The following is a 26006-nucleotide window of genomic DNA, read 5'->3' on the forward strand; positions in this document are numbered from 1 at the left end:
ATCGCGCCGCCGTACCCGTTGCGCAGATCCCACCAGTAGCTGCCGTCCCATTGCACGATCTCGCCGTACCCGCGATCGATCCGGATCCGCCAATGGTCACGCTGCCAGTACTGGCACTTGGCCGCGACGGAGAACCGCGCCGGCTCGGCGAGCGCGAACCGGATCGCGCCACCGTTGTCGACGGTGATGTCGCGCTTGTCGTAGACGACGCACAGCGTGCGGCCGGCAAGGCCGGCCAGCGGCGGTGCGACGCCGTTGCCGTAGTAGTGAACCGTCGGGCAATGGAAGGTCGGCGGCCGGTACGGCGCGAAGCTGGGCGGGTTCGCGCCGCTCGGGGTCGCGACCATCACGAGCGCCGTCGTCGCAAAGGCGGTCGAAAACATCCGCAGCAGGCGACGCACCCGAAGACAGTTCGGCAGCGCGGACCTCACGCCTGCAGTGTCGCGTACAGCGAGCCGCGCCGCGGTCTGCGTCGCCGCCCCCGTTCCTGTCGTACGCATCCGGTTGGGTCTGCTGGGGGCAAGCCGCGAGGAGGCAACGCATGTACGAGCCGGCAGAGGACGACGAGAGCACTGGACTGCTTCGCTATCTCGACCAGCAGCTCGATGCGCTGCGCGCTTCGGTCTTCGGCCTCACCGAGGAGCAGAGCCGCGCGACGCCGTGTCGAAGCGCGCTGTCGTTGGCCGGCCTGCTCAAGCACGTCACTCACGGCATGAGGGGCGCAACGGCACGGCTCAACGGCACCGCGGCGGCTCCGGACGCTGACGCGATCGCGGCATACCTGGCGAGCTTCGCACCGCTTCCCGAGGAGAGCACCGAGTCCCTCGTCGCGGACTTCGACGCAGCGCGCGCCGACTATTTGCGCGTGTTCCAGGTGGCTGACCCGGGTGCGACGGCGATCGAGCCGCCGGCGCCCTGGCACGGCCGCTTCGACGACCGCCCGATCCGGCTGCGCTACTTCCTCGTACATCAGATCGAGGAGATGGCGCGCCACGCCGGCCACGCGGACATCATCCGTGAGCAGCTCGACGGGACGTCGATCCCGGCGCTCGTGCTGACCGTCGAGGGTGCGCCGGCCAACGACTTCTTCCAGCCGTACTCGCCCGCTCCCGGCACGATCGGCGCGGCGTGAACGTTCCCTAGCGTGCGAGGTTGCCGGCCTGTCTGGCCGTCACACGCCCGGCGGCGTACAGGCCGCGGAGGGCATCGGTGAGCGTGTCGGTCGCGGGCCGGTAGCTGATGCCGAGGTCGTCATGGACGGCCGAGTCGTCGGTGTCCTTCGCGAGGGTGAGCAGCTGCATCCCTTCCGCGGTGAACGGGCTGTTGAACGCAACCACCCGGCGCATCGCGTCCAGCGTTGCGCCGAGGCCGCGGTAGACGCTGCCGGGAGCGCGGACCGCGGGTATCCGTTTGCCGGTCGCTCGGCGAAACGTCGCGATGATCTCGGACATCGGTACGAGGGTGCCGCCCGCCATGTAGCGGCGAGGGCCGCGTCCCGGTGTCAGTGTCGCGACGAGCACCGCCGCGAGGTCGCGGACGTCGATGACGTTGATGCCACCCTCGGACAACACCAGGAAGCCGATCCGCAGAATCGAGGCGAACCCTTCGGCGGCATCGCCACAGACGTTGCCCACGGGTGGCCCGATGACGCCTCCCGGGTACACGATCGTGACCGGCCGGCCTGCCGACTGCCGGTCGCGGGCAACCTGGTCGGCGAGGGCTTTGGAGCGGGTGTAGGGGTTGTCCGCCGCGGTCATGAGCGGTAAGTCGGCGGTGACGACCTCGACCGACGGGGTGAAGACGGCGGCGATGCTCGACACGTGCACGATCGGGTCGCAGCCTTCGGCAACCGCGGCATCGATGACGATCCGGGTGCCGTCGACGTTGGTGTCGACGGATCGCTCCGCCTGCCGGCGATCCAAGGCTGCGACCACCGCCGCGGAGTGGATGACCGCGTCGACACCCTTGACGGCCCGCGCGACCGCATCGGCATCGGTCATGTCGCCTTCGGCGACGTCGACTGTCGCCACGTCGACGCCCAGCGCACCGATCGTCGAAACCACCCGTTCAGGTCGGCGGGCCAGTACGCGCACCTCGTGGCCGGCGTCGAGCAGTGCCGCCACCGTGTGCGCGCCGACGAACCCCGTCCCGCCGGTGACGAGCACCTTCACCGCGCGAAGTCTAGGTGCGCGGTCTGCGCGAGGAGTCCGTCGGGCTGTGGTGATCGTTTCCGGTCAAGGCGACGTGAGGTCGTACCGATTGACCATCTGATGGAGAACGTATGTCCGCAGTGCGGCGCCGGTCTCGCGGCGGGGGCGACAGTCTGCTCCTTCTGCGGCACGCGGGTCGAGCCGCCTGCTGCCGCGGTGACCTACGCCGAGCGTCCCGGTCTCAACGGGATGGCCGTGGCGAGCTTCGCGCTGAGCCTGCTCTGGATCGTCGGGCTCGCCAGCGCGGTGGCCATCTACACCGGCTATCGCGCTCGCAACCAGATCAAGCAGACCGGTGAGCGGGGCAGCGGGTTGGCGACGGCCGGTCTGGTCATCGGGACGTTCGGCCTGATCACCGGGATTCTGATCGTGAGTCTCGGCACCATCTTCGGTGGCCAGGAGACGGCCCACGACACCGCGCGGGCGCGGGCGGACATCCTCACGGTCGCGGCGGCCGAGTCGCGGTACTACGACGTCCATCACAGCTATCCCGCTTCGACCGCTGACCTCGGCGTGGGCAGCGCGACGCTGGGCCTCAACGAGGTCATCAACGTCGCGTCCGGCCCGAGTGCGTTCTGCGTCGTCGGGACCTACGGAGACGACGAGCCGTGGTTCCTCTATGACAGCAGCAACGACGGGGCCACCTTGAGCACCGAGAAGTTCGACACCGGGTTGGCTGCCGAGAACGCCTGCGTCGCCGGCAACGTCGGCGGCTTCGCGACGCTGGCCGCTCAGTAGGTCCGGCGTCAGCTCGCGAACTGCTGCTTGCCGCTCCAGGTCCGGTCTCGCAGCACCCGGCGCAGCAGCTTGCCGGCCTGGTCGCGTGGGATCTCGTCGACCACGGTCACGGACCGGGGTCGCTTGTACGGCGCGAGGCGCTCGGTCGCGGTGGCGTCGAGGTTGCGCAGCACGGTGATCTCGTCCGCATCCGGCAGCAGCTGGACGAACACCGCCACGACTTCGCCTCGCTCGTCGTCGGGCGCGCCCACCGCGGCGAGGTCGGCGACGCCGGGTACGTCGCTGAGGGCCTGGTCGATCTCGGCGGGGTAGACGTTGACGCCGGCCGAAACGACGACTTCCGCCGCTCGCCCGCACAGGTAGAGGTAACCGTCGTCGTCGAGCCGGCCGATGTCGCCGACCGTGAACGCGTCGCCGACGTGTGCGTCTTCGGTCTTGGTGTCGTCGCCTTGGTAGTGGAACATTCGGCCCTTGCTCGGTGCGAAGTACACCGTGCCCTCGGTGCCGGGTGGCACGGCGTCGCCGTTGTCGTCGAGGATCTCGACGGCCATGCCGGGAAGTGGCCGACCGACGGTGCCAGGCCGGGTGCGCCATTCGTCGCGACGTACCACGGTCATCCCGCCTTCGGTGAAGCCGTAGTACTCCACGAGGACGTCCCCGAGTACCTCGGCGATCGCCTCCTTGACGGGGATCGGGCACGGCTCGCCGCCGTGCAGCACCGTCCGCAGACCGGCCGGCCGCGCATCGCCTCGGACATCGGCGGGCAGCGCGAGGATCTGCCGGAACATCGTCGGCACCATGATCGTCGACGTCACGTCGTCGCGGCGCAGCTCGTCGAGGGCGAGGTGCGGATCCCACTGCGGCATCACCCGCATCGTCGCGCCGCGCGCCATCGCGCCGAAGCCGAAGGTCTGTGGTGCGCCGTTGAACAGCCGCGAGCAGAACAGGTGTACGCCGTCGCCGGGAAGCTCCAGCGCCTCGGCCCAGTAGGCGACGCCGGCCCAGCCGGTCGCGAACGGCGTGGTGCCCGAGCCGCGCATGACGACGCCCTTCGGGCGTCCCGTCGTGCCGGAGGTGTAGGGCATCTTGTAGCCGCAGCGGTCGTCGCCGAGCGGCTCGTCCGGCGCAGCGGCCAGCCAGGTCGAGTAATCCGCATCGTCGAGGTCGACACAGGGCAGGCCGCGTGAGTACGCCGCGGCGCGAGCTCCGTCGCGGTCGGTGACGACGACGGCGGTGCGCGCGTCGTCGAGGACCGCGCCGACCTCGTCGGCGGTCCAGCCGGTCTTCAACGGCGTGTAGGCGCAGCCGGCCCGCCAGGCGCCGAGGAGCGCGACGACGAACTCGACGCGGTTGCTGACGCAGATCGCCACATGGGCGCCCGGGCGGGCACCGAGTGCCTCCAGGCCGTGACCGAAGCGGGTCGAGGCGTCTTCGAGCTCCCGCCAGCTCAGGCGCGTCGTACCGTCCTCGACCGCGATCCGCGAGTCGTCGGCGACCCCCGAGAGCTCGGCGAGGCTGGAGCGCCGCATCACAGAAGGGTGGCGAGGTGGTCGGCGTGGTTGTCCGCGGTGCCGAACTCGGTGGCGTGCAGCCAGGTGCGCTTGAGCAGGAAGTGGACCGGCACCTCCCAGGTGAAGCCCATGCCGCCGTGCACCTGGACGCACGACCTGGCGTTGCCGCACGCGGCCTCGTCGGCGAGCTGCTTGGCGCCTGACACCGCGCGTGCCGCGTCGCCGACCTCCGGGTCGTCGAGGGTGACGGCGGCGGCGTGCAGCGAGGCACGGGCGAGCTCGGTACGCACGAGCATGTCCGCGCACAGGTGCTTGACCGCCTGGAACGACCCGATCGGCCGGTCGAACTGCTCGCGGGTCTTCGCGTAGTCGACCGCCAGCTCGGTCATCCGCGCCGCCAGCCCCACCTGCAGCGCAGCGGTCAGCAGCGCGCCCTGCTGAGGCAGCGGCGGAGTCTGTCCGTCGTACGGCGACCCGTCGGGCACCGTCGACAGCTCGAACAACGGGCTGAGCGGGTCGATCGGCTCGGGGAGCGCGACGCCGGACGGCGCAGCCGCGATCGCTGCCGTGTCGCCATCGAGGACCAGCAGCGACCGTGCGACGTCGAGATGAGCCGCGAGCAGCGGTCGCCGATCAGCTTCGAGCACGGCGACCGGGGCCTCGACCACGCCCGAGACGCCGGCGGTCAGGAACGTCCCCACGAGCGGACCGGGGACGGCGGCCCGGCCGAGCTCCTCGAACACCATGACCGACTCGACGAAGCCCAGCCCGAGCTCGGTGCGCAGCGAGAACACGCCGGTCTCTTCCAGCGTCTTCCACACGGCCGCGTCGAATCCGGCGGGCAGCTTCTCCAACGGAAACGCGGAGTCGAGGACCTCGCGCACCCCGCGCTGCAGCCCGAGCTGGTCCTCGGTCGGCAGGAAGTACATAGGTCGTCCCGCCCTATCCCTTGCCCTGCTGCGCGGCGCCCGGCATGCCCGCTCGCTTCGTTGTCGTCGTCGGCGGTAGCGCCGCTACCGCACTCCTCCTCCGCCTTGCGAGCGGCCATCCGGACACCGCTCGCGACGGCCAGGGACAGGGCGGCACGACCTAGCGCTCCTTCGGCAGGCCGAGGATGCGCTCGCCGATGATGTTGCGCTGGATCTGCGAGGTGCCGGCGGCGATCGTGTAGGACAGCGAGTTCAGCCGTTCCGTCGTCCACTCGCCGACGGGCAGGCCGGCGATGTCGGTGCGCGACACGGCCGCCCGGTCGAGCACCCGCGCGCCGAGATCCATCAGCCGCTGTCGTGCCTCCGTGTAGCGCAGCTTCAGCACCGACGCGCTCACCCCCGGTACGCCGGAGCCCGCCTCCGTCACACCACGCTTGGTCAGCGCCCACAGCGCGTCGAACTCCGCCGCCATGTGGCCGATGTCGCGGCGCAGCCCGCGGTCCTCCCACGCGACGCCGGCGGATGACGTGACCTTCTTGGCGATCGCCGCGAGATCGGTGACCAGCCGGACCGAGTCGACGATCTGGTCGACCCACGCGGTACCCCGCTCGAACGACAGCGTGACCATCGTCACTCGCCACCCGTCGTTCTCCTCGCCGACCCGGTTGGCCACCGGGATCCGGACGTCATCGAAGAAGACCTCGGAGAACTCGCTCGATCCGAGCAACGTGTTGAGCGGGCGAACCGTGAGGCCGGGAGAGTCCATCGACATCATCAGCCAGCTGATGCCTTTGTGCTTGGGCGCATCCGGGTCGGTACGCACCAGCAGCTCGCAGTAGTCGGCGACCTCGGCGTGCGACGTCCAGATCTTGTGCCCGTTGACGACGTACTCGTCGCCGTCCCGTACCGCGCGCGTCCGCATCGACGCCAGGTCCGAGCCCGATCCCGGCTCACTGAAGCCCTGACACCAGATCTCCTCACCGGACAGGATCTTCGGCAGGTGGTCGGCGCGTTGCTCGGGCGTGCCCTCCGTGACGATCGTCGGACCGGCGTGGAGCAGCCCGACGAAGTTGACCCCGACGTACGGCGCGCCGGCGCGCTCGGTCTCCTCGAGAAAGATCAGGTGTTCGGTGGGTGTCGCGCCGCGTCCGCCGTACTCCGTCGGCCAGTTGATCCCGGCGTACCCGGCGTCGAACAGCAACCGTTGCCAGGCGGTGTCATAGCGGCGGCGGCCCGGCCAGTCCGTGTGATGCGGCTTGTCCCCGAGCGTCGGCAGCGTGCGCGCGAGCCAGTCGCGCAGCTCTTCTCGGAAGGCCCGCTCGGCGTCCGAGTCGCGCAGGTCCACGCGCGCAAGACTAATCTGACGCCCCGTCAGATCTCTTACGAAGTCGCTCGATTTGCTCACGACTCCGCGGGGGCCCGACGAGCAAGGTCGAAGACGAGGGTGGTGGCGTGGGCAGGCTGGACGACAAGGTCGTGATCGTGACCGGCGCCGGTCAGGGCATCGGCGAGGGGATCGCGCTCGCTGCCGCCGCCGAAGGCGCGAAGATCGTCGCCGCCGGGCGGACGTTGGAGAAGGTCGAGCGCACGATCGCGACGATCGTCGGGCGGGGTGGCGAAGGCCTCGCGTTGCGCTGTGACGTCCGCCGCCAGGACGAGATCGGCGCCGCGGTCGCGGCCACGCTCGACCGGTTCGGTCGCATCGACGGTCTGGTCAACAACGCCCAGATGGTCTCGCTCGGTCCGGTGCTCGAGATCACCGAGGCCGACGCCCGCCGCACCTGGGAGAGCGGCTTCCTCGGCTCGCTGTGGTTCATGCAGGCCGCGCACCCCGCTCTGGTGCAGAGCAAGGGCTCGGTCGTCAATCTCGGCACCGGGTCCGCGTTGCGCAACGACCTCCCCGGGTTCGCGCTGTACGCCGGCACCAAGGAGATGATCCGCACCCTGTCGCGGATGGCCGCGCTCGAGTGGGGCAAGGACGGCATCCGTGTCAACGCGATGATCCCGAACGGGATGTCGCCAGGTCTCGAGATGTGGTCGCAGTTCGCTCCGGAGGAGTACGCGAACTTCGTCGACACCATCCCGCTCGGCCGGGTCGGCCGCCTCGAGGAGGACGTCGGGCGCGCCGTCGCGTTCCTGCTCAGCGAGGACGCGGCGTACGTCACCGGCTCGACCCTGATGGTCGACGGCGGTCAGGCTTATCTCCGATAGCTCAGACGGACAGAGAGGCAACACCTGTGGGGATCTGCGACGACCGGGTGGTCATCGTCACCGGCGCCGGCGGGGGACTCGGCCGAGCACACGCGCTGGCCTTCGCCGCGGAAGGCGCCGCCGTGGTCGTGAACGACATCGGCACCTCCCGCGAGGGTGAGGGCAGCTCGGCCGGGCCGGCGCAGGCGGTCGTCGACGAGATCCGTGCCGCGGGCGGCGAAGCCGTCGCCGACACCTCCGACGTCGCGGACTGGGAGGGCGCCAAAGCGCTCGTCGACACCGCGCTCGACGCCTTCGGTCAGCTCGACGTGCTCGTCAACAACGCCGGCTTCCTGCGCGACCGGATGCTCGTCGGCACCTCGATCGAGGAGTGGGACGCCGTCGTACGCGTCCACCTCCGGGGACACTTCTGCACGTTGCGGCATGCCGCCGAGTACTGGCGAGAACAGTCGAAAACCGGCACGCAGCGGGATGCGCGCATCGTCAACACCTCCTCCGGCGCGGGCCTGATGGGCAGCGTCGGCCAGGGCAACTACAGCGCCGCGAAGGCCGGCATCGTCGGGCTGACTCTGGTCGCTGCGGCGGAACTGGCCAGGTACGGCGTGACGGTCAACGCGATCGCGCCCGCAGCGCGCACCCGGATGACCGAGGTCGCGATGCCGGAGATGATGAAGGCGCCCGAGGAAGGCTTCGATGCGATGGCTCCCGAGAACGTCTCCCCGCTCGTCGTCTGGCTCGGATCGCCGGAGTCCCGAGAAGTGACCGGTCGCGTCTTCGAGGTGGAGGGCGGTGTGGTGGGCGTCGCGGACGGCTGGCAACACGGTCCCAAGGTCGACAAGGGCGAGCGATGGTCGCCGGCCGAGCTGGGTCCTGTCGTGCGCGACCTGCTCGCGCAGGCACCGGCGCCGAGTCCGGTGTACGGCGCATGAGCACCTTGTTGGAGGCGCCGACGATCTGGGAGCTGGTCCGCCGTCGCGCGGAGCTGTCCGGTGACCGGCCGTTGCTGCTCGAACCGTCCGGTCGCACGGTCGGCTTCGCACAGTTCGCCGCTGACGTCGAGCAGGTGGCATCCGGCCTGTACGCGATGGGCATCGGCCCGGGCACGAAGGTCACCTGGCAGCTGCCGACCCGGGTCGAGAGCATCGTCGTCTCCATGGCCCTCGCCCGGCTCGGCGCGGTCCAGAATCCGATCCTGCACCTGTACCGGGAGCGTGAGGTCGGCGCGGTGCTGCGGGCGAGCAAGCCGGAGTTCTTCATCGTTCCCGGAGTCTGGAAGGACCGCGACTTCGGGCAGATGGCCCGCGACCTTGCGGCTGACCTCGCGGCGGCGCCCACCGTCCTGGAGATCGGCACCGAGCTTCCGACCGGGGACGTCGCCGCGCTTCCCGAGCCTCCGGATTCGGGCACCGACGTGCGCTGGGTGTACTACACCTCCGGCACCACGTCGGAGCCGAAGGGGGTCCAGCACACCGACCAGACGCTGATGGCGGGCGGGCGGGGATTGGCGGCGGCACTGGACATGTCGCCCGACGACATCGGGTCGATGGCGTTCCCGTACTCCCACATCGCCGGACCGGACTACCTGCTGATGATGCTGTCGGCAGGGTTCGGCGCGGTGCTGATCGAGGCGTTCGTCCCCGCCGAGGCGGTCGCGGCGTACCGCGAGCTCGGCGTGACGATGTGTGGCGGCAGCACGGCGTTCTATCAGATGTTCCTCGCCGAGCAGCGCAAGTCGCCAGGGGAGCCGATCATCCCGACGCTGCGGATCATGTCCGGTGGCGGAGCGGCGAAGCCACCCGAGCTGTTCTACGACGTGGCCAAGGAGATGGGCGTCCGGCTGGTTCACGGCTACGGCATGACCGAGGTGCCGATGATGGCGATGGGGTCGCCCCACGACACCGACGAGCAGCTCGCCTACACCGACGGCAAGCCGGTGCTCGGCGCCGAGATCCGGATCGTCAAGGACGACGGGACGGTTGCGGGCCCGGACGAGGAGGGCGAGATCCGTCTCAACGGTCCGGTGGTCTGCGTCGGGTACACCGACCCGGCGGTCAACGCGGAAGCGTTCGACGCCGACGGCTGGTTTCGCACCGGGGATCTGGGCGTGCTGCGCGCCGACGGCCATCTTCGACTGACGGGCAGGCTCAAAGACGTCATCATCCGCAAGGGCGAGAACATCTCCGCCCGCGAGCTCGAAGACGTTCTGTTCAACCACCCCAAGGTGGGTGACGTCGCGGTCATCGGGGTGCCCGACGAGGAGCGGGGGGAGCTGGTCTGCGCCGTGGTCGAGACCGCGGCCGGTGCGCAGCCGATCTCCTTCGAGGAGATGGTGGGGTGGTGCAAGGACGCCGGACTGATGACGCAGAAGATCCCGGAGCGGTTGGAGATCGTGGCATCGCTGCCGCGAAACGAGACCCTGAACAAGGTGCTGAAGTTCAAGCTCCGCGAGCAGTTCTCATCCCACGAGCTCGCTCGCGCCGCTCACGATTCCGCGGGGGCCCCGAATGACTGATGCACACCACGGGGTGGTCACCGAAAGCTCGGAAGGCGTGCTGACGATCACCCTCGACCGGCCGGACGTGCACAACGCCCTCGACTGGCAGGCCCGCGAGGAGCTGGTGGCGGCGTTTGCTCGGGCGAGCGCCGACGCTGCGGTGCGCGCGGTCGTCCTGACCGGTGCCGGCGATCGCGCGTTCTGCACCGGCGCGGACCTGCGGGTGCCGATGCCCTCGATCGCGAAGCCGGAAGGTGCGCCGGCGCGCACTCAAGGCGACATTGCGCGTGGCATCGCGACCGGCTGGCAGCGAGTGGTGACGGCGGTGCTGGACTGTGACAAGCCGGTCGTCGCCGCCGTCAACGGCACCGCGGCGGGCGCAGGCATGCACCTGGCACTCGCCTGCGACGTCGTGGTCATGTCCGAGTCGGCGAAGCTCGTACCGGTCTTCGTCCGGCGCGGCATCGCGCCGGACGCGGCGGGCGCCTACCTGTTGAGCCGGCTCGTCGGCCCGATGCGCGCCAAGCAGATCTACCTCTTCGGCGACGACGTGCCGGCGGCCCGCGCTTCGCAGTGGGGTCTGGTCAGCGAGCTGGTTCCGGCAGAGCGGACCGTCGAGGTCGCCACCGAGCTGGCGACCCGGCTGGCAAGCGGGCCTACTCGGGCTCTGGCAGTGACGAAGCGGTTGGTCAACCACGCGATGGACGTCGATCGTGAGGCTGCCCTCGCCGAAGAGGCGTGGGGTCAGGAGCTCGTGATGACCAGCGAGGATGCTCAGGAGGGCGTTCGTGCATTCGTCGAGCGCCGCGAGACTTCGTTCAGGGGCTGGTGAGCAATGCCGTCGACGTACGACGTTCGGGTGAGCTGCAAGGCGCCGCAGCAAAAGGTCTTCGATCTGGTTGCGGACGCGACGAGCTGGCCGAAGTGGGCGGGTCCGGTGATCCGGTGGGGCGGCTGGGTCGTCGAAGGTGAGCCGGCTCCCGGCGGCGTCGGTGCGATCCGCAAGCTCGGCTCGAAGCAGCTGGGCACTCGCGAGCAGATCATCGAGTACGACCCGCCGCACTACATGGCGTACACGATCCTCACGCCGATGCCGGTCAGGGACTACCGCGCGATCGTGTCGATCGATCCCGAAGGGGACGGCTGCCGCATCACGTGGGCCGCGAGCTTCGAGGGGAAGTTCCCCGGCGCCGGCGCCGCGACGGCCTGGGGACTGAAGCGCTTCATCGGCAACCTGGTGGTCCGGCTCGCCCGTTACGCAGAGACGCACTAGCCGTGAAGCTGCGGCTGGAGCACCACTACGACGCGGACGTCGAGACGGTGTACGCGTTGATCAGCGACCCAGGCTTCATCGAGCGCAAGTACGTCGCGCTCGGCGGCCGTGGCGTCGCGGTCGACCGAACCGACGACGACGCCGGCGGCTGCGAGGTCGTCACCAGGCGCACCGTCGACATCGAGCTCCCCGGGTTTGCCAAGAAGGTGCTGACGCCGAGCCAGACCGCCGTACAGACCGAGACGTGGGCCGCGGCCGACTCGTCGGGCGTGCGGGAGTGCAGGTACCGGGTCGAGGTGCAGGGCGTGCCGTCGCGCGTCGAGGGCACCCACTCGCTGCGCCCGGCCCCCGGTGGTGGCACCGACCACACGATCGACATCGATGCGAAGGTGTCGATTCCCCTGCTCGGCGGTCGCCTCGAGAAGCTCGCCGCAGACCACGGCCGCGACGATATCGACGCCCAGTTCAGCTACACCGACCGGGAGCTTGCCACCCCCGCTGCCTAGCCGCCGCGTCCCCGAAGACGCACCGAGGGGGTTTCTGACGGGTCGTCAGATTCGCGTAGCCTGGGGTGCATGCGCGGGGTTCTCGGATGGGGCGTGCACGTCCCGCATCGGCGGCTGGACCGTACGCAGATCGCGGCGGTCGCCGGGACCGGCGGCGGCAAGGGCACCCGCGCGGTCGCGTCGTACGACGAGGACTCCACGACCATGGCGGTCGAGGCTGGGCGGGCGTGCCTCGCGTCGGTCGACGTGTCGCCGCAGTCGCTGTGGTTCGCGACGACCAGCCCGACCTACCTCGACAAGACGAACGCCACGGCGATTCACGCCGCACTTCGCCTGGACCGGGCCGCGGCGGCCTACGACTCGATCGGGTCGGTACGGTCCGCCGTCGCCGCGTTGCGCGGCTGTTTCGAGGCAGGCAAGGCGGCACTCGCCGTCGCCGGTGACGTCCGCATCGGACGGCCCGGCTCTGCCGACGAGGCGGCGGGTGGCGACGCGGCCGCGGCGTTGCTCGTCGGTGACGAAGCGGACGGGCCGCTGCTCGCGGAGCTGCGCGGCTACGCCTGCGTGACCGAGGAGTTCATCGACCGCTGGCGGGTGCCCGGTGATGCCGGGTCGAAGGTCTGGGAGGAGCGCTTCGGCGAGACGAAGTACGCGCCGCTGGCCGCGGAGGCGCTGAAGACGGCGCTCGGCTACGCCGGGATCGGTCCGGAGGACGTCGACGCGCTCGTGGTCGCCGGGCTGCACGAGCGGGCCTGCGCAGCTGCGGCCAAGTCATCGGGAGTCGCTGCGGAGAAGGTCGTCGACCGCCTCGCGGCCTCGGTCGGAAACCCGGGCGCCGCCCAGCCGTACCTGCTGCTGGCTCGCGCCCTGGAACAAGCCGAGCCGGGCCAGACGATCGTGCTCCTGGTGCTCTCCGACGGCGCGGACGCGCTGGTGCTCACCACCACCGCGGCGATTGCGACGTACGCCCCGCGCCGCCTCGTCGGCGCCGAGATCATCGCCGGGGCCCCGGTCTCCTACGGTCGCTATCTGTCCTGGCGCGGTCTGCTCGAAGTGGAGCCGCCGCGGCGCCCGGAGCCGGCCCGGCCTTCGGCGAGCGCGGCAGGGCGGTCGACCGATTGGAAGTTCGGGCTGGAAGGTGCCGGAGGCGCCCTGGCTGACCAGCGCGGCACGGTGACGACGTTCACGGTCGACCGGCTCGCGTACTCGCAGAGCCCGCCGGTCGTCTTCGCGGTGGTCGACTTCGACGACGGTCGCCGGCTGCCGGTCGAGCTGACCGACGTCGACGCTGACGAGGTCGCGATCGGCATGCGGGTGGAGATGACCTTCCGTCGCCTGTTCACCGCGGACGGGATCGCGAACTACTTCTGGAAGGCGCGGCCGACACGAGCGGAGGATCCGTCTTGAGCTCTCATGGGATTCGCGATCGCGTCGCCATCGTCGGGATGGGTTGCACGCGATTCGCCGAGCACTTCGACAAGGGCACCGACGACCTGCTTCGGGAGGCCACGACCGAGGCATTTGCCGGCGCCGGCGTCACCAAGGACGACGTCGACGCGTACTGGCTGGGCACCGCTCAGTCCGGCATGAGCGGGATCACGCTCGCGCGACCGCTGCAGCTCGACGGCAAGCCGGTGACCCGGGTCGAGAACTTCTGCGCCACCGGTTCGGAGGCGCTGCGGCAAGCGGCGTACGCCGTTGCCTCCGGCGCGTACGACCTGGCGATGGCCGTCGGCGTGGAGAAGGTGAAGGACTCGGGCTACCAGGGACTCAACGCCTTCCCGATCCCCAACGACGGCACTCAGCGGTCGCTGACCGCGGCGGCCATGTTCTCGATGGTGGCGCCGGCGTACGCCAAGCGGTACGGGGTCGATCCCGACGAGATGCGCACGGTTCTGGCGAGGATCGCCTCGAAGAACCATGCGAACGGCGCTCGCAACCCTAAGGCGCAGTTCCGCAAGGAGATGCCGGTCGAGAAGCTGGTCGCGATGCCGGCCGTCGCCGGCGGGCTGAGCGTCTTCGACTGTGCCGGGGTCGCCGACGGCTGCGCCGCCGCAATCGTGTGCCGGGTCGAGGACGCAGCCAGGTACACGGACCGGCCGCTGGTCATCAAGGCGTTGTCGTTCGTCGCCGGCAACGGGTCCGGTCTGGAGGACCCGTCCTACGACTACACCCAGTTCCCGGAGGTGGCCGCTTCCGCCGCCGACGCCTACGCGCAGGCCGGCATCTCCGATCCGCGCTCGGAGCTCGCGATGGCCGAGGTCCATGACTGCTTCACCCCGACCGAGCTCGTGCTCATGGAGGACCTCGGCTTCTGCGAGCGCGGGACGGCCTGGAAAGAGGTCCTGGCGGGCACCTTCGAGCGAGACGGGGAGCTGCCCGTCAACCCCGACGGCGGTTTGAAGTCCTTCGGTCATCCGGTCGGCGCCTCGGGACTGCGAATGATGTATGAGGCATGGCTGCAGCTGCGGGGTGAGGCACCCGAGGAACGGCGCATCGCGACCTACGGGAAGCGGTCGCTGGCGCTGACGCACAACCTCGGCGGCTATCCCGGGGAGATGGTCAGCTTCGTCGGAATCGTGGGCATCTAGGTGGGGTGACCCGAAGCCACGACGAGCTCGCCGAGCTCTACGACGACCCTGCCCGGTGCGCGGAGGTCGCCGGGCTGACGTACGTGAGCGTGGACGAGCCGGGCATCCGCCGAGTGCGCCATGGCCGCGGCTTCAGCTATCGCTACGCCGACGGCATGGTGGTCGGTGCTGCCGTTCGCGAACGCATCGCTGCGCTGGTGATCCCGCCGGCCTGGCAGGACGTGTGGATCTGTCGCGACGAACAAGGCCATATCCAGGCGGTCGGCACCGACGATCGCGGCCGTCGGCAGTACCTGTACCACCCGCGGTGGCGGGAGGTCCGCGACCATCTCAACTTCTGCCGGCTGGCCGGCTTCGGCGAGCGCTTGCCGATGGTGCGCGCAGACATCGAGGCCCAGCTGCGGCGGCGCACCGTCGACCGCGACCTGGTGATCGCCGCGATGTTGCGCATCGTCGACTGTTGCGGCATCCGCGCCGGATCTGAGATCTACGCCGAGGAGAACGACTCGTTCGGCCTGAGCACCTTGGCGAGACGGCACGTGAGCGTGCGCGGGAGGCAGGTGAGGTTCTGCTTCCCGGCGAAGTCCGGCCGGCGCGCTGAGGTGAGCATCGAGGACGCCGCCGTCGCCCGGGTCGTCCGACAGCTGCTGGCCCGCCCGGGACGGCGGCTGTTCGTCGTGGACGGTACGACGCTCGGTGCGGACGAGGTCAACCAGCGGCTCGCGGCGCTCGCCGGCGCCCGGGTCACCCTGAAGGACTTCCGCACGTGGCGAGGCACGCGCGAGGCGTTCGGGTACCTGCGCGCTCATCTCGACAGCGACGAGCGGGAGGGGGAAGTGGTGGCGGCGGTCGATGCCGCGGCTGAACAGCTGGGGAACACTCGCGCGGTGGCGCGCGCCCACTACGTTCATCCCGCCGTCGTCGAGGGGTATCTCGACGGCGGCCTCGAGCGGTTCCTGCGCGGCTGGCGGGGCCGGGCGCGTCGCGGTCTCGACCGCGACGAGACCGCCCTGCTCAGCTATCTCGACGCCGTGATGCGCGACCCGCTCGCGGCGATCCGCGGCCACGCGAGCTGACGACGGCCCTGCCTAGTCCGCGTTCAGCCAGGGCTGCGCGTCGATCTCGCGCCAGATGTCCTTGGACAGCGCGGTCGATGCCCATTCGACGTCCGTGGCCACCTCGGTGACGTTGCGCATGCCGCAGATCACCGAGGTGACTGCGGGGTGCTGGAACGGGAAGCGCAGTGCGGCGTGTGGCATCTGCATCGAGTGCGACCGACACAGCTCAGCCATCCGCCGGGCCGTGGCGAGCACCGACGCCGGCGCCGCCACGTAGTCGAACCGGGCGCCTACCTCTGGCCAGTCGCTGGCCAGCAGCTCGCTGTTGAAGGGTGCGGCGGCGAGCACGGAGACCCCTCGCTCCAGGCAGTCGTCGAGCAGCGCTTTCGCCGAACGGTCGATCAGGGTCCAGCGTCCGGCTACGAGCAGCACGTCGACGTCGGTCTCGGCAGCAATCCGGGACAGCGGCGAGACGTAGTTCATCCCGGCCCCGACCGCTTTGATCACGCCCTGGTCGCGCAGCTCGATGAGCGCGGGCAGCGCCTCGTCGATCGCCTGGTCGAGGAAGTCGTCCGGGTCGTGTACGAGAGCGATGTCGATGCGATCGAGACCGAGCCGATCGAGGCTTTGGTCGATGCTGCGCAGCACGCCGTCGCGGCTGAAGTCCCATTGCCGGGTGAGGTCGTCGGGGACGTCGTAGCCGGCAATGCCGAGATCTGAGCCGCACGGCGCCGGGTTGGGCACGAGCAGGCGCCCCACCTTGGTGGAGACGACGTAGGTGTCGCGGGGCTTCGTTCGCAAGGCCGCGCCCAGCCGGCGCTCGGACAGGCCGAGCCCATAGTGCGGAGCGGTGTCGAAGTAGCGGATGCCGCCGGCCCAGGCCGCCTCGACTGCGGCGTACGCGTCCTCGTCGCTGACCGCGGAGTACATGTTGCCCAGCGCGGTGCCACCGAAGCCGAGCTCGGTCACGAACAGCCCGCTGCTGCCGATCTGGCGGCGAGGCAGCACTCCACCGGCCGACATCAGGGCCGCCCGCCCGGAGGCCGTGCACAGCGGATGGGGCAACGAACGGCCGGTCGAGCCGTGATGAAGCGAACCGATCGTGCAGCCATTGGGGGCGCTCCAGCGTCCGGAGGCCTGCGGCCGACGCAGGTGTGCGTCAGTGGTCGATACCCCCGGTAGGTGCCTGCCGGTCACGGCGACTCCAATCCAGTCAGTATCGCGCCCGCGGCGCAAGGTGAGGAAACGATTCCTCAAGAATGACGACCGGGCTGCGGCTTGTCAAGAGGGGCGACCGGGCCGGCTCAACGGCTCAGCAGCGGAAGCGATCCTGCCGCCAGGGAGCGCGGACCGCGGTACTCGTGGCCCTTCTTTGAACGGAAATCGCCGCGCTCGGTCGAGATGGGTCGGGGCGAACCACCAGTGCGCGACCCACTGGTTGCCGCGAACTCGGCGGCTACCTGAGCTTTCGACATTGGTCCGACCCCTCCCCGTGACCCATCCAGATAACGATTTCTAAGATAACGATTTCTCATGTCACGTCAAGCGCCGTGGCGAAATTTCCTGAGGATCGCTTGAATGGAGTAACGGGGGCGGCGATTGCCCTCCGCGCGCGACGGGGATCACGGGGAGGACATCGCGCATGGCTGGCATCTCACGGCGTGACGCGATCAAGCTCGCCATGCTGGGCGCGGGAGGGCTCGCGAGTCTGGACCTGATCGCCGCCTGCAGCTCGGCCAGCTCGACCCCGCTCGCCGCGACGAGCAGCGGCGCCCGGCTGACCGCGTTCGTGCCCGGCACCGCGTCGTCCCCGACCGGGCTTCCCAAGCGGGTGGCGTGGGCGAGCACTGCCGACTCGGAGTTCTTCCTGGCGCTCAGTGCAGGGATGAAGGCGGCGGCCGACGCTCGTGGCGTCGGCTACCTCACCGCGACCGGGACCGACCCGAGCACCCACGTCGACCAGATGAACTCCTTCCTGGCGCGTGGCGTCGGCGCATTGGCGATGCAACCGCTCGACGAGGCGGCAGAGAAGCCCGTGCTGACCGGCGCCATCGGCAAAGGCGTCTGCGTGCAAGGGATCATCACCGCACCGTGCACGCTTCAGGTCGCCGCCAGCCAGTACCAGATCGGCTACGACCAGGGCGTGGCGGCGGCGAACTGGGCGAAGTCGCGACTCGGCGGCACCGCGCAGGTCGCCTACTTCAACCTGGACACGATCTCGCCACAGCTCAAGCTCCGGCACGAAGGCGTGTTGGCCGGGCTCGCGACGGCCGGCTCCGGCGTCCGCGTGGTCAGCGACCAGACGATCACCGACATCAGCAACGAAGCCGGCTTCAAGGCGATGAACACGATCATCCAGGCACATCCGGACGTCACGATCGTCATGGGCGGCGACACGCTCGTGGTGGGGGCTTACCACGCGATCCAGCAGGCCGGAAAGCTCGAGCCGGACATGTTCCTGTCCGGCGTCGACGGCGACAGCGAAGCCCAGCAGCTGGTCAAGCAGGGCGGCCCGTACCGGCTCTCGATCGCGTTCGCGTGGGGGTTGATGGGGTACGGCCTCGGGCAGTTCGGCGCGGACTGGATCGAGGGCAAGTCGGTGCCGCGGGTGATAGTCGCGAAGGGTGTGCATCTCGACTCTGCCGCGGCCGTGACGAAGTTCCAGCGTGCGGCTGCCGATCCCGCTCCGGTGTTCGCCGACCCGGCGGCGTATCAGGAGTACCTGCCGCTGCTCGGGAATGTCAGCTACGCGAGCCGTTCCGACTACTGGACCACGGAGTACACGCCGAAGTGATCTCGGCGCCCGCCGGTGGCAGCCGGCGCAGCGGCCTGGCCTTGCTCGGCGTCGCGCAGCTGCTGTTCTTCGGGTTGAGCTTTCACAACTTCCTAGCCGGCTCGAATCTGACGGCGATCGCGCAGAACAACACCGACGTCCTCATTGCGGCGATCGGGACTGCGGCGCTCGTCATCAGCGGCAACGTCGACCTGTCGATCGGCAGCCAGTACGCGCTCGCCTCCGTCGTCACCGCCGATGTGGCGGTTCACGTTCCGGCGCCGGTCGCCGTGCTCGCCGCGATCGCGGTCGGTCTTGCGATGGGGGCTTTCAACGGGCTGCTCGTGGTCTGGCTTTCGATCTCGCCGCTGATCGTGACGATCGCCATGCTGGCCTTCTACCGCGGCCTCGCCTTTGCGATCTCCGGGGGCAATCCGGTCGTCGTCGCCCGATCGGGCTTTCTGCGCATCGGGCTGGAACGCGTCGCCGACGTGCCGGTGACGGTGATCGTCGGGCTGGTCGTCTTCGCTGTCGGCGCCGCGTTCCTGATGACGAGCGTCACCGGGTTGCGGCTGTACGCGGTGGGGGGCAACTCGGAGTCGGCCCGGCTGGAAGGGCTGCCCGTGCGGCGACTCGCGGTGGCGACGTACGCCGTGAACGGCGCGCTGATCGGCCTCGTCGCGCTGCTGGTGAGCGCTCAGCTGGGAAGCGGATCGGCGAACCTCGGAGTCGACTTCGAAGTGTCGGTCCTGACCGCGGTCATTCTCGGCGGCGTCGCGTTCACCGGCGGCCTGGGCAGCCCGATCGGCGTCTTCGTCGGCGTCGCGGTGTTGGCGATCCTGCAGTCCGGGCTGCTGTTCGAGGGGCTGGCGTCGTGGTATCAGAGCATGGCGCAAGGTGCGTTGCTCGTTCTGGCGCTGGCAGCCGATCAGGCGCTCGCCAGGTGGCGACGGGCACACGCCGGCCGGAGGGACGAGCGCCCCGAGTCCGCTGCTGCGGGCGAGCCGCGCACCGCACCGTCGAGCAGCGCAGAGCGCGAGCGCGAGGCGCTGCTCGAGGTCACCGGGATGACAGTGGGCTACGGGACGCTCACCGCGTTGGACCAGGTCGATCTCGTGGTCCGCACCGGCGAGGTCGTCTGCCTCGTCGGAGACAACGGTGCCGGGAAGTCGACGCTGGTCAAGGCCGTCACCGGAGTGCTTCGCCCGCAAGCCGGATCGTTGCGGTTCGCCGGTGAGCCGCTGCCGCCGACCGCGGCCGAGGTACGCCGGCGCGGCATCGAGACCGTCTTCCAGGATCTCGCGCTGTTCCCCAATCTCAGCGTCGCCGACAACGTCACGATCGGGCTCGAGCCGCGGCGCCGGCTGGCGGGCCTGCTGCCGGTCCGTGACCACGCGGCCGCGACCGCGCTCGCGACGGCCCGGCTCCGCTCGCTCGGCAGCACCATCGACCCGAGGCGCGCGATCTCGGAGCTCTCCGGAGGCCAACGTCAGGCGGTCGCCATCGCACGCGTGCTCCGCGACGACGTGCGGCTGGTGGTGCTCGACGAGCCGACGGCGGCGCTCGGCGCTCGCCAGACCGAAGAGGTCCTCAACCTGATCCGCGCCGCCGCGACAGCAGGCTGCGGGGTGCTGCTCGTCACCCACGACATCGAGGACGTCTTCGAGGTCGGGGACTCGGTCGTAGTGCTCGGCCGCGGCCGGGTCGTGACGCAGCGCCCGGTGGCGGCGATGGATCGGCTCGAGCTCGTCCGCGCGATGTCCGGGCGCGAGTAGCCGGGTCGTTACGCCGCGCGCTGCGAGGACTCGCGGATCACCAGGGACGGCTGCATCGTGATGCGCTGAGTCGGCCGGTTGGGTTCTTCGAGCCGGTCGAGCATCAGGCGCATCGCCGCTTTGCCCACCTCGCGGGCGGGTTGTGCGACGCTCGTGATGCTCGGCTTCCACGATCCCGACCAGGGCTCGTCGTCGTACCCCGCGAGCAACAGGTCGTGGGGAATCCGGACGTTGCCGTCGGCGAGCTCCTGCAACGCGCCGAGCGTCATCTGGTTGTTGCACACCAGGAGCGCGTCGGGCCGGGTGCTGGTCAGGATGTCCCGAAGTGCGGCGCGCGCGCCGGCGGAGCGGAAGTCGGCGTGACGGAAGGTGATGTCCCGCCTGGGAATCCCTCGATCGCTCGCGGCGGCCAGGAAACCGGCCAGTCGTTCCTCGGCGGTCGACACCTTCTCGGGTCCGGTGATGCAGGCGAGGGTACGAGCGCCGCCGTCGAGCAGATGCTCGGTGGCTTCACGCGCCCCCTGCTTGTTGTCGACGAGCACCACGTCGGCCTTGATCCCCGCAACCTCACGGTCGATGAGGACGAGCGGCGGCAGCGCCTTGCCCGGACGGACCAGCTCCTCGGGAGCGGCCGACATCGCCGAAGCGAGGATCACCCCGTCGACTCGCTGGTCTTCGACGAGGCGCAGGTAGCGCATCTCCGCATCGGGCTGGTCGTCGGAGTTGCACAGGACCGCGAGCAGGCCGGCGGCGCGCGCGACGTCTTCGATTCCGCGCACTACCGAGGTGAAGAACGGGTTCTCGACGTCGGGTACGACGACCGCGACGATGCTGGTGCGTTGCGTGCGCATGCTGCGAGCGACGTGGCTGGGCCGGTAGTCCAGCTCGGCGATCGCGGCGCGGACCCTGGCCGCCATCTCGGCGTTGACCGCGGCGTTGTCGTTGAGCACGCGCGACACGGTCGCCACCGACACGCCGGCTTGCGCCGCGACGTCGTGAATGGTCGCCACATCCGTATCGTAATCGATTTCTCAGCGTGCTTCGGCGTTCTGGCGCAGCGTTTCGTCGCAGACCGCGAGCCAGTGCTCGACGGCCGGACCCGGCGCGAGCGCGGCCGAGCGGCGCAGCAGGTCGAGCGCGCCGCGCGGGTTGGAACGGCGCAGCTCGATTCGGCCGAGCAGCAGATAGCCCAACGCCAGGAAGGACTCGGAGCCGGCCGCCTGCCAGCTCGGGATGACGTCATCGAGGATCTGCTGGGCCTCGTCGACGCGGCCGGCGTCGATGAGGATGTCCGCGCGGTTGACGGCGTTGGTGACCGCGTCAGCCTCGCGGCCGAGGGTGCGATAGGCGTCCTCGGCCGCTTGGAACTGCTCGGCGGCGGCTTCTGCCGAGCCGGCGAGGTACAACGCCGCGCCCAGCCGGTTGTGCGCGCGGGCCATCGCGGCGAGCTGCCCGGCCTCCTCGTAGCGATCGAGGGCCTCGTGGAAGGTCGACGCCTCCCAGGGTTGGCCGGCGGCGGCGGCGCACAGCGTGAGGATCTCCTGGGCGCGCGCTGCGACGAGCTCGTCGCCGCCGTTCAGCGCCTCCTCGCGGGCGCGGCCGGCCCACCTCGCGGCGGCCGCGATGTCGCCTTGGCGATAGCGGACCTGGGCGTAGGCGTCGGACAGCTCCGCGCGCAAGCGTGGCGCGGCGTCGTCGGCGGTGGTGTCGAGCAGCCGTCTTGCCCGGGTGATCCATCGCAACGCGTCGGGATAGGCCCCGCCCGACTCGCGATGGCGGGCGGTCGCCAGGTGTGCCCTCGCGAGCCGGACCGGGTCGCCGCGCAGCAGCCGGCGTGCCTGCCGCAACGCCTGCTCGCTGTCGGCCAGCTCGGCGAGGTCGGCATGAACCTCCGCCAGCGCGAGCCACACCTCGGCGACGTCCGCGCCGACCAGGTCGAGATGCGTCGCCGCGACGAGAGCACGGCGATAACAGTCGATCGCCTGCTGGAGTGCCGCACTCTCGCGGGCGAGCGCGGCGGCGCGGCAGGAGTGGCGCCATGCCGGCTCGAAGTCGTCACCGAGCAGGTAGTGGATCGACAGCGTGGTGGCGACCTCGTCGATCCTTCCCTCGCTGCGCTGTTCGATCGTCCGGCCGACCCGCGCGTGCAGCGCCGTACGGATCCGGTAGGGCAGACCTTCGTAGGCCGCCAGCCGGACCAGGCCGTGCACGAAACGCACCTGGGAGCGGTCCTCGACCGCGATGAAGTCGTCGAGTCCTTCCAGTCCGGCGTCGCCGTCGACGACGGCCGCGAGCAGCTCCAGTGACATGCGCTCGCCGACGACTGCGGCGGTACGAAGGAGCCGGCGCTGCTGCGGGGCGAGGCGGTCGATGCGCGCGGCCAGGACGCCTTCGATCGTCTCCGGCAGTGCGTCGAGGTCCTCGCCGGCCGCGACGCTGCCCGCGATCGCCTCGAGAAACAGCGGGTTGCCCGCCGCACGGTCTGCGGCAGCGGCCAGCAGCGCCGCTGGGATCGAGGCGGTTCCTGCGACCTGCGCGAGCAGGCTCGCGGAAGCGACGTCGTCCAGCGGGCCGAGCTCCAGCCGGGTCGTCGCGGGCATTGGTGCGGCAGTCGGCTCGGGCCGGCGGGTGACGACGATCAGCCACGGTCGCACGGACACGTCGCGGACGAGACGGCTCACCAGATCGAGCGTCAGGTCGTCCATGTCGTGGGCGTCGTTGAGCACGAGCATGGTCGGCCGCGTGAGGGTGGCGCCCATCAGCTCGCTGGTCACCGTCTCCAGATGCTCTTTCTGCTCGGTCGGTGTCAGTGCTGTCACTTGCCGGCTGTCGGGGATCGCAGCGTTGGCGACCCGTCCCACCAGCGACATCCAGGGCAGCAGATGAGGCGCGCTGCCGCGGGCGAGCTCGACGAGCACTCCGGCGATCCGTTGGCGGCCGGCGGTCTCGGGGAAGCCCAACGTCCGGCGCAGCAGCCCGTGCATCGGGTGGTAGGCGCTCGCCCGCTGGTAGAGCTCGCCTTCGGCCCACAACACCCGGACGCCACGCGTGCTCGCCTCGGCGGCGAGCGCCGCGGTCAGCCGGGACTTCCCGATGCCGGCCGGTCCCGTGATCTCGACGGCCTGACCCGCGCCATCGCAGGCAGCGTCGAGGAGTCCCCGCAGCGTGGCGAGCTGGTCGTCCCTGCCCAGCAGCGCATCCGGTCGGCCGTCCGCCGAGATTCCGCGAGCGCGCACGTCGCCCACTGAGAGCACGTGAACCGGCTCCGCCTTCCCCTTCAGGTGCATCGGGGCGACCGCGGTCGTCACGAATCGGGTCTTCGAGCGTTCGACCACATCGGGTAGCGCCAGGACCTGACCGGGCTCCGCGGCGCCGGCGAGGCGGGCCGCGAGGTTCACCGCATCGCCGATCACCGAGTACGTCCGCCGATGGGCAGGGCCGTAGTCCCCGGCGAAGACGCGGCCTCTGGTCAGTCCGGCGCGCAGCTGGAGCCGCCCTCCAGGACGGACGATCCGACGTACGGTGCTGAGCATTCGGGTCTCGTCGTCGCCGAGTGATCGAGGTGCCCCGGAGACCAGCAGCATTGCCGCGCCGTTCTCCCGCAGATCCGTCGCCAAGTAGGAGACCTCGGTGTCGGCGGCGGTGCGTTGGGTCAGGTCGACGACGTACCCGATGGCGTCGACTGCGGCCTCGACGCCCTGCGCGCGGATCAGATCGTCCGTGCCGAGCATCTCGATGAATGCGACCGTGACGATGCGATGCTCGTAGTCGCTCTCTGACCCGTGCACGTGCTCGCGCAACGGCGGGCAGACGGCCGTCGCGAGATGCGCGCCGAGCTCTCGAGTGGTCACTGGCACGATCGCTGTCGCCTCGGGGGGCGCGACGAGTGCTGTGAGCCCGTCACGCCCTTCGCCGAGGCACTGCGGCGGAAGGTCTGCTGCGGCAGCCGCCGACAGCAGCACGGTTCCCGCCGCCGCGCGGCTTTCGGTGCTGACGGTGACCGACGCCGACGGACCCGCGATGACGAGCTCTCGGTGGACCGGACCGAGCAGCATGAAGTCGAACTCGCCGGTGTGGATACCGAACGACATCTCGATGCGCGTCGTCCAGTTGCCGATCCGCAGCTTCCCGAGGGTTCGCAGCTCGGCGAGCATCGCCCAGGCTGCCCGCGCGGCGCGTGCTGTGGCCTGATCGCCGTCGAAGAACAGGACCGCGCCGTCGCCGGCGAGCTTGAGCAGGTTGGCGCCGTAGTCGTACGCGGCGGCGAGCACCGGCTCGAAGACCATGTTGAGCAGATCGCCGGTCAGCTCGGCGCCGACCTTTCCCTGCTGGGCGAGGCGTTCGGTGAGTGCGGTCGATCCGACGACGTCGGCGAACACGCAGGTCCCGAAGACCGAACGGTGGGTGACGTCGGGCGTGGTGACGAGCCAGTCGGACACCACTTTCGACACATACGGCGCCAGCCGTCGTTGCAGCTCTGCGTCGCCCTGGGTCATGCCGCGTTCACCGCTAGGTGCCGGAGAATCCGATCTCGACCGCGATGTTGTCGTAGGAGTCCGCGCTGGCGACCAGGCAGTGCAGAGGCGGCTTGGCCGGGTCTTTGCCTTTGAGGTAGGTGTACATCCCGTCGGCGCCGAGCCGCTGCTGGCCCTGAGCACGGAAGCCGAGCTCTTCGAGGACGGCGTGGTTGCGTGCCGGCGCGGAGTAGGTACCCGGGTCGTCGGCATCGGGTGCCATGTAACGACCGGGGATCGCCCGGTCGAGCGGGCATGCCGCCGCAATCTCGCGCAGTGCCGCGGCAGCGGTCAGGTCGCCACGTTCGTTGCCGAGGTAGTAGAACTCGTGCGCGCCGTCGGGCAGGTCGTAGCTCGGGTCACAGATCACGAGCAGCCGGCCGTGCCCGGCTCGGGTGAGAAGCCCGCCGGCATCACGCGAGAAGTTCTTCGACAGGGGCCCGAGCAGCGGTGGCACCTGCGAATCGTATGCGCGCGACTGCCTCGGCGGCCGTCACTGCCAGGTCTGTGTCAGGAAGCCGACGATCTTGGCGCGTAGCTCGTCCGCGGCCGGGGTGACCGCGCGCAGGCACAGGTACCCGTGGACCATGCCCATGCGGTCGTCCGCGACGACCCGGACGGCTGCGGCACGCAGCCGCTCGGCGTACGCCAGACCTTCGTCGCGGAGCGGGTCGAGCTCGCACGTGGCGATGTACGTCGGCGGCAGTCCGGAGAGGTCCGCTGAGCGCAGCGGCGACAGCTCGGGGTGCGAGCGGTCGACACCGGGCGGCGCGTACTGGTCGAAGTACCAGCGCATGTCGGCGGCGGTCAGCCCGAAGCCTTCGCCGCAGCGGCGGTAGGACCCGGTGTCGAGGTCGGAGTCGGTGACCGGATAGGCGAGCGCCTGCGAGGCGATGCGGCGGCCGTCAGCAAGCAGGCGTTGCGAGGTGACGGCGGCGAGGTTGCCACCGGCGCTGTCGCCGGCGACCGAGACGCGGGACGGCTCGATCTCGAGTTGGGCGGCATTGCTGAGCACCCAGGAGGCGGCCGCCGCGCAGTCGTCGACGGCTGCGGGAAACGGGTGCTCCGGGGCACGTCGGTAGTCGACGGAGACGACGACGGCCTGCGCGTCGTACGAGAGCTGCCGGCACAACCCGTCGTGGGTGTCGACGTCGCCGATCACCCAGCCGCCTCCGTGGAAGTACACGATCGCGGGCAGGACGCCGTCCCGTGGTCGGTAGAGCCGGACCGGCACGTCGCCTTCCGGCGTCGGCACGGCGAGGTTCGCCACCGTTGGGAGCATCGTGACCGGCCCCCACCAGGTCGCGAAGGCTTGCGCCATCACCCGCCGCGCGGTCGTTGCGTCGAGTGCGCACAGCGGGGTGGCGTCGGCCCCGGCGTCGAGCCAGGCTCGGATCTCGCGGTCCACGTCTGATCGTTGCAC

General features: G+C 70.2%; 23 protein-coding genes. 13 read left to right on the top strand and 10 right to left on the bottom strand.

Features of this window, described 5'->3' with window-relative positions; genetic code table 11:
• Positions 1-431 (bottom strand): hypothetical protein (locus VG899_09000; GenBank protein ID HWA66488.1); only part of this gene is annotated, 431 nt, incomplete at its 3' end.
• A gap of 110 nt (positions 432-541) precedes the next feature.
• On the opposite strand from VG899_09000, the gene VG899_09005 reads away from it, so the two are divergent.
• Positions 542-1132, top strand: a complete 591-nt coding sequence (locus VG899_09005; GenBank protein ID HWA66489.1) for a DinB family protein — start codon at positions 542-544, stop codon at positions 1130-1132.
• A 7-nt stretch (positions 1133-1139) separates the two neighbouring features.
• On the opposite strand, the gene VG899_09010 is transcribed toward VG899_09005, so the two are convergent.
• The gene (locus VG899_09010) at positions 1140-2171 is read right to left on the bottom strand and encodes an SDR family NAD(P)-dependent oxidoreductase (protein HWA66490.1); all 1032 of its coding nucleotides are present in this window, start codon (positions 2169-2171) and stop codon (positions 1140-1142) included.
• A 99-nt stretch (positions 2172-2270) separates the two neighbouring features.
• On the opposite strand from VG899_09010, the gene VG899_09015 reads away from it, so the two are divergent.
• Complete coding sequence (locus tag VG899_09015) at positions 2271-2948, top strand: DUF4190 domain-containing protein (GenBank protein HWA66491.1); 678 nt, start codon at positions 2271-2273, stop codon at positions 2946-2948.
• 8 nt (positions 2949-2956) lie between these two features.
• Here VG899_09015 and VG899_09020 read toward each other — a convergent pair whose 3' ends face one another.
• The 3 genes from VG899_09020 to VG899_09030 form a co-directional block, all read right to left on the bottom strand.
• On the bottom strand, positions 2957-4477 hold the full coding sequence (locus VG899_09020) for an AMP-binding protein (GenBank protein ID HWA66492.1): 1521 nt from the start codon (positions 4475-4477) through the stop codon (positions 2957-2959).
• Positions 4477-5388, bottom strand: coding sequence for an acyl-CoA dehydrogenase family protein (locus VG899_09025; protein HWA66493.1), 912 nt, complete (start codon positions 5386-5388; stop codon positions 4477-4479). Before VG899_09025 ends, VG899_09020 begins: the two co-directional genes overlap by 1 nt.
• A gap of 160 nt (positions 5389-5548) precedes the next feature.
• Positions 5549-6733, bottom strand: coding sequence for an acyl-CoA dehydrogenase family protein (locus tag VG899_09030; GenBank protein HWA66494.1), 1185 nt, complete (start codon positions 6731-6733; stop codon positions 5549-5551).
• Between the two features lie 107 nt (positions 6734-6840).
• Here VG899_09030 and VG899_09035 point away from each other — a divergent pair, with 107 nt between their 5' ends.
• The 9 genes from VG899_09035 (at position 6841) to VG899_09075 (ending at position 15539) form a co-directional block, all read left to right on the top strand.
• Complete coding sequence (locus tag VG899_09035; protein ID HWA66495.1) at positions 6841-7599, top strand: SDR family oxidoreductase; 759 nt, start codon at positions 6841-6843, stop codon at positions 7597-7599.
• 26 nt (positions 7600-7625) lie between these two features.
• Positions 7626-8528, top strand: coding sequence for an SDR family oxidoreductase (locus tag VG899_09040; protein ID HWA66496.1), 903 nt, complete (start codon positions 7626-7628; stop codon positions 8526-8528).
• A complete protein-coding gene (locus VG899_09045) occupies positions 8525-10111 on the top strand; it encodes an AMP-binding protein (protein ID HWA66497.1) in 1587 nt (528 codons plus the stop codon). Before VG899_09040 ends, VG899_09045 begins: the two co-directional genes overlap by 4 nt.
• Positions 10104-10925, top strand: coding sequence for an enoyl-CoA hydratase-related protein (locus VG899_09050; GenBank protein HWA66498.1), 822 nt, complete (start codon positions 10104-10106; stop codon positions 10923-10925). Before VG899_09045 ends, VG899_09050 begins: the two co-directional genes overlap by 8 nt.
• Positions 10926-10952: 27 nt before the next feature.
• Positions 10953-11366: an SRPBCC family protein gene (locus VG899_09055; protein HWA66499.1), complete on the top strand. Its 414-nt coding sequence runs from the start codon at positions 10953-10955 to the stop codon at positions 11364-11366.
• Between the two features lie 2 nt (positions 11367-11368).
• Positions 11369-11872, top strand: coding sequence for a DUF2505 domain-containing protein (locus tag VG899_09060; GenBank protein ID HWA66500.1), 504 nt, complete (start codon positions 11369-11371; stop codon positions 11870-11872).
• A gap of 69 nt (positions 11873-11941) precedes the next feature.
• A complete protein-coding gene (locus tag VG899_09065; GenBank protein HWA66501.1) occupies positions 11942-13279 on the top strand; it encodes an OB-fold domain-containing protein in 1338 nt (445 codons plus the stop codon).
• Complete coding sequence (locus VG899_09070) at positions 13276-14463, top strand: acetyl-CoA acetyltransferase (GenBank protein ID HWA66502.1); 1188 nt, start codon at positions 13276-13278, stop codon at positions 14461-14463. The genes VG899_09065 and VG899_09070 overlap by 4 nt, the downstream gene beginning before the upstream one ends.
• A gap of 5 nt (positions 14464-14468) precedes the next feature.
• Positions 14469-15539 (top strand): DNA topoisomerase IB, encoded by a 1071-nt coding sequence (locus VG899_09075; GenBank protein HWA66503.1) that lies wholly within the window; start codon positions 14469-14471, stop codon positions 15537-15539.
• A 12-nt stretch (positions 15540-15551) separates the two neighbouring features.
• On the opposite strand, the gene VG899_09080 is transcribed toward VG899_09075, so the two are convergent.
• Complete coding sequence (locus VG899_09080; GenBank protein HWA66504.1) at positions 15552-16544, bottom strand: aldo/keto reductase; 993 nt, start codon at positions 16542-16544, stop codon at positions 15552-15554.
• A gap of 619 nt (positions 16545-17163) precedes the next feature.
• On the opposite strand from VG899_09080, the gene VG899_09085 reads away from it, so the two are divergent.
• Together VG899_09085 and VG899_09090 are read left to right on the top strand one after the other, a co-directional pair.
• A complete protein-coding gene (locus VG899_09085) occupies positions 17164-18315 on the top strand; it encodes a sugar ABC transporter substrate-binding protein (GenBank protein HWA66505.1) in 1152 nt (383 codons plus the stop codon).
• Entirely contained in the window at positions 18312-20069 is a 1758-nt protein-coding gene (locus VG899_09090; GenBank protein ID HWA66506.1) for an ATP-binding cassette domain-containing protein, read from the top strand. The genes VG899_09085 and VG899_09090 overlap by 4 nt, the downstream gene beginning before the upstream one ends.
• A gap of 8 nt (positions 20070-20077) precedes the next feature.
• Here the strand turns inward: VG899_09090 and VG899_09095 are convergent, their stop codons facing one another.
• The 4 genes from VG899_09095 to VG899_09110 are packed head-to-tail and all read right to left on the bottom strand — an operon-like array spanning position 20078 to position 25991.
• Positions 20078-21079 carry a LacI family DNA-binding transcriptional regulator gene (locus tag VG899_09095; GenBank protein ID HWA66507.1) on the bottom strand — a complete coding sequence of 334 codons (1002 nt, stop codon included), beginning with the start codon at positions 21077-21079 and terminating at the stop codon, positions 20078-20080.
• Positions 21080-21100: 21 nt separating this feature from the next.
• Entirely contained in the window at positions 21101-24565 is a 3465-nt protein-coding gene (locus tag VG899_09100) for an AAA family ATPase (protein HWA66508.1), read from the bottom strand.
• 13 nt (positions 24566-24578) lie between these two features.
• The gene (locus VG899_09105; GenBank protein HWA66509.1) at positions 24579-25040 is read right to left on the bottom strand and encodes a hypothetical protein; all 462 of its coding nucleotides are present in this window, start codon (positions 25038-25040) and stop codon (positions 24579-24581) included.
• Positions 25041-25076: 36 nt separating this feature from the next.
• The gene (locus VG899_09110) at positions 25077-25991 is read right to left on the bottom strand and encodes an alpha/beta hydrolase (GenBank protein ID HWA66510.1); all 915 of its coding nucleotides are present in this window, start codon (positions 25989-25991) and stop codon (positions 25077-25079) included.
• Positions 25992-26006 lie beyond the last annotated feature (15 nt).

Source organism: Mycobacteriales bacterium (assembly GCA_035550055.1).
GTDB lineage: Bacteria > Actinomycetota > Actinomycetes > JAFAQI01 > JAFAQI01 > DASZTV01.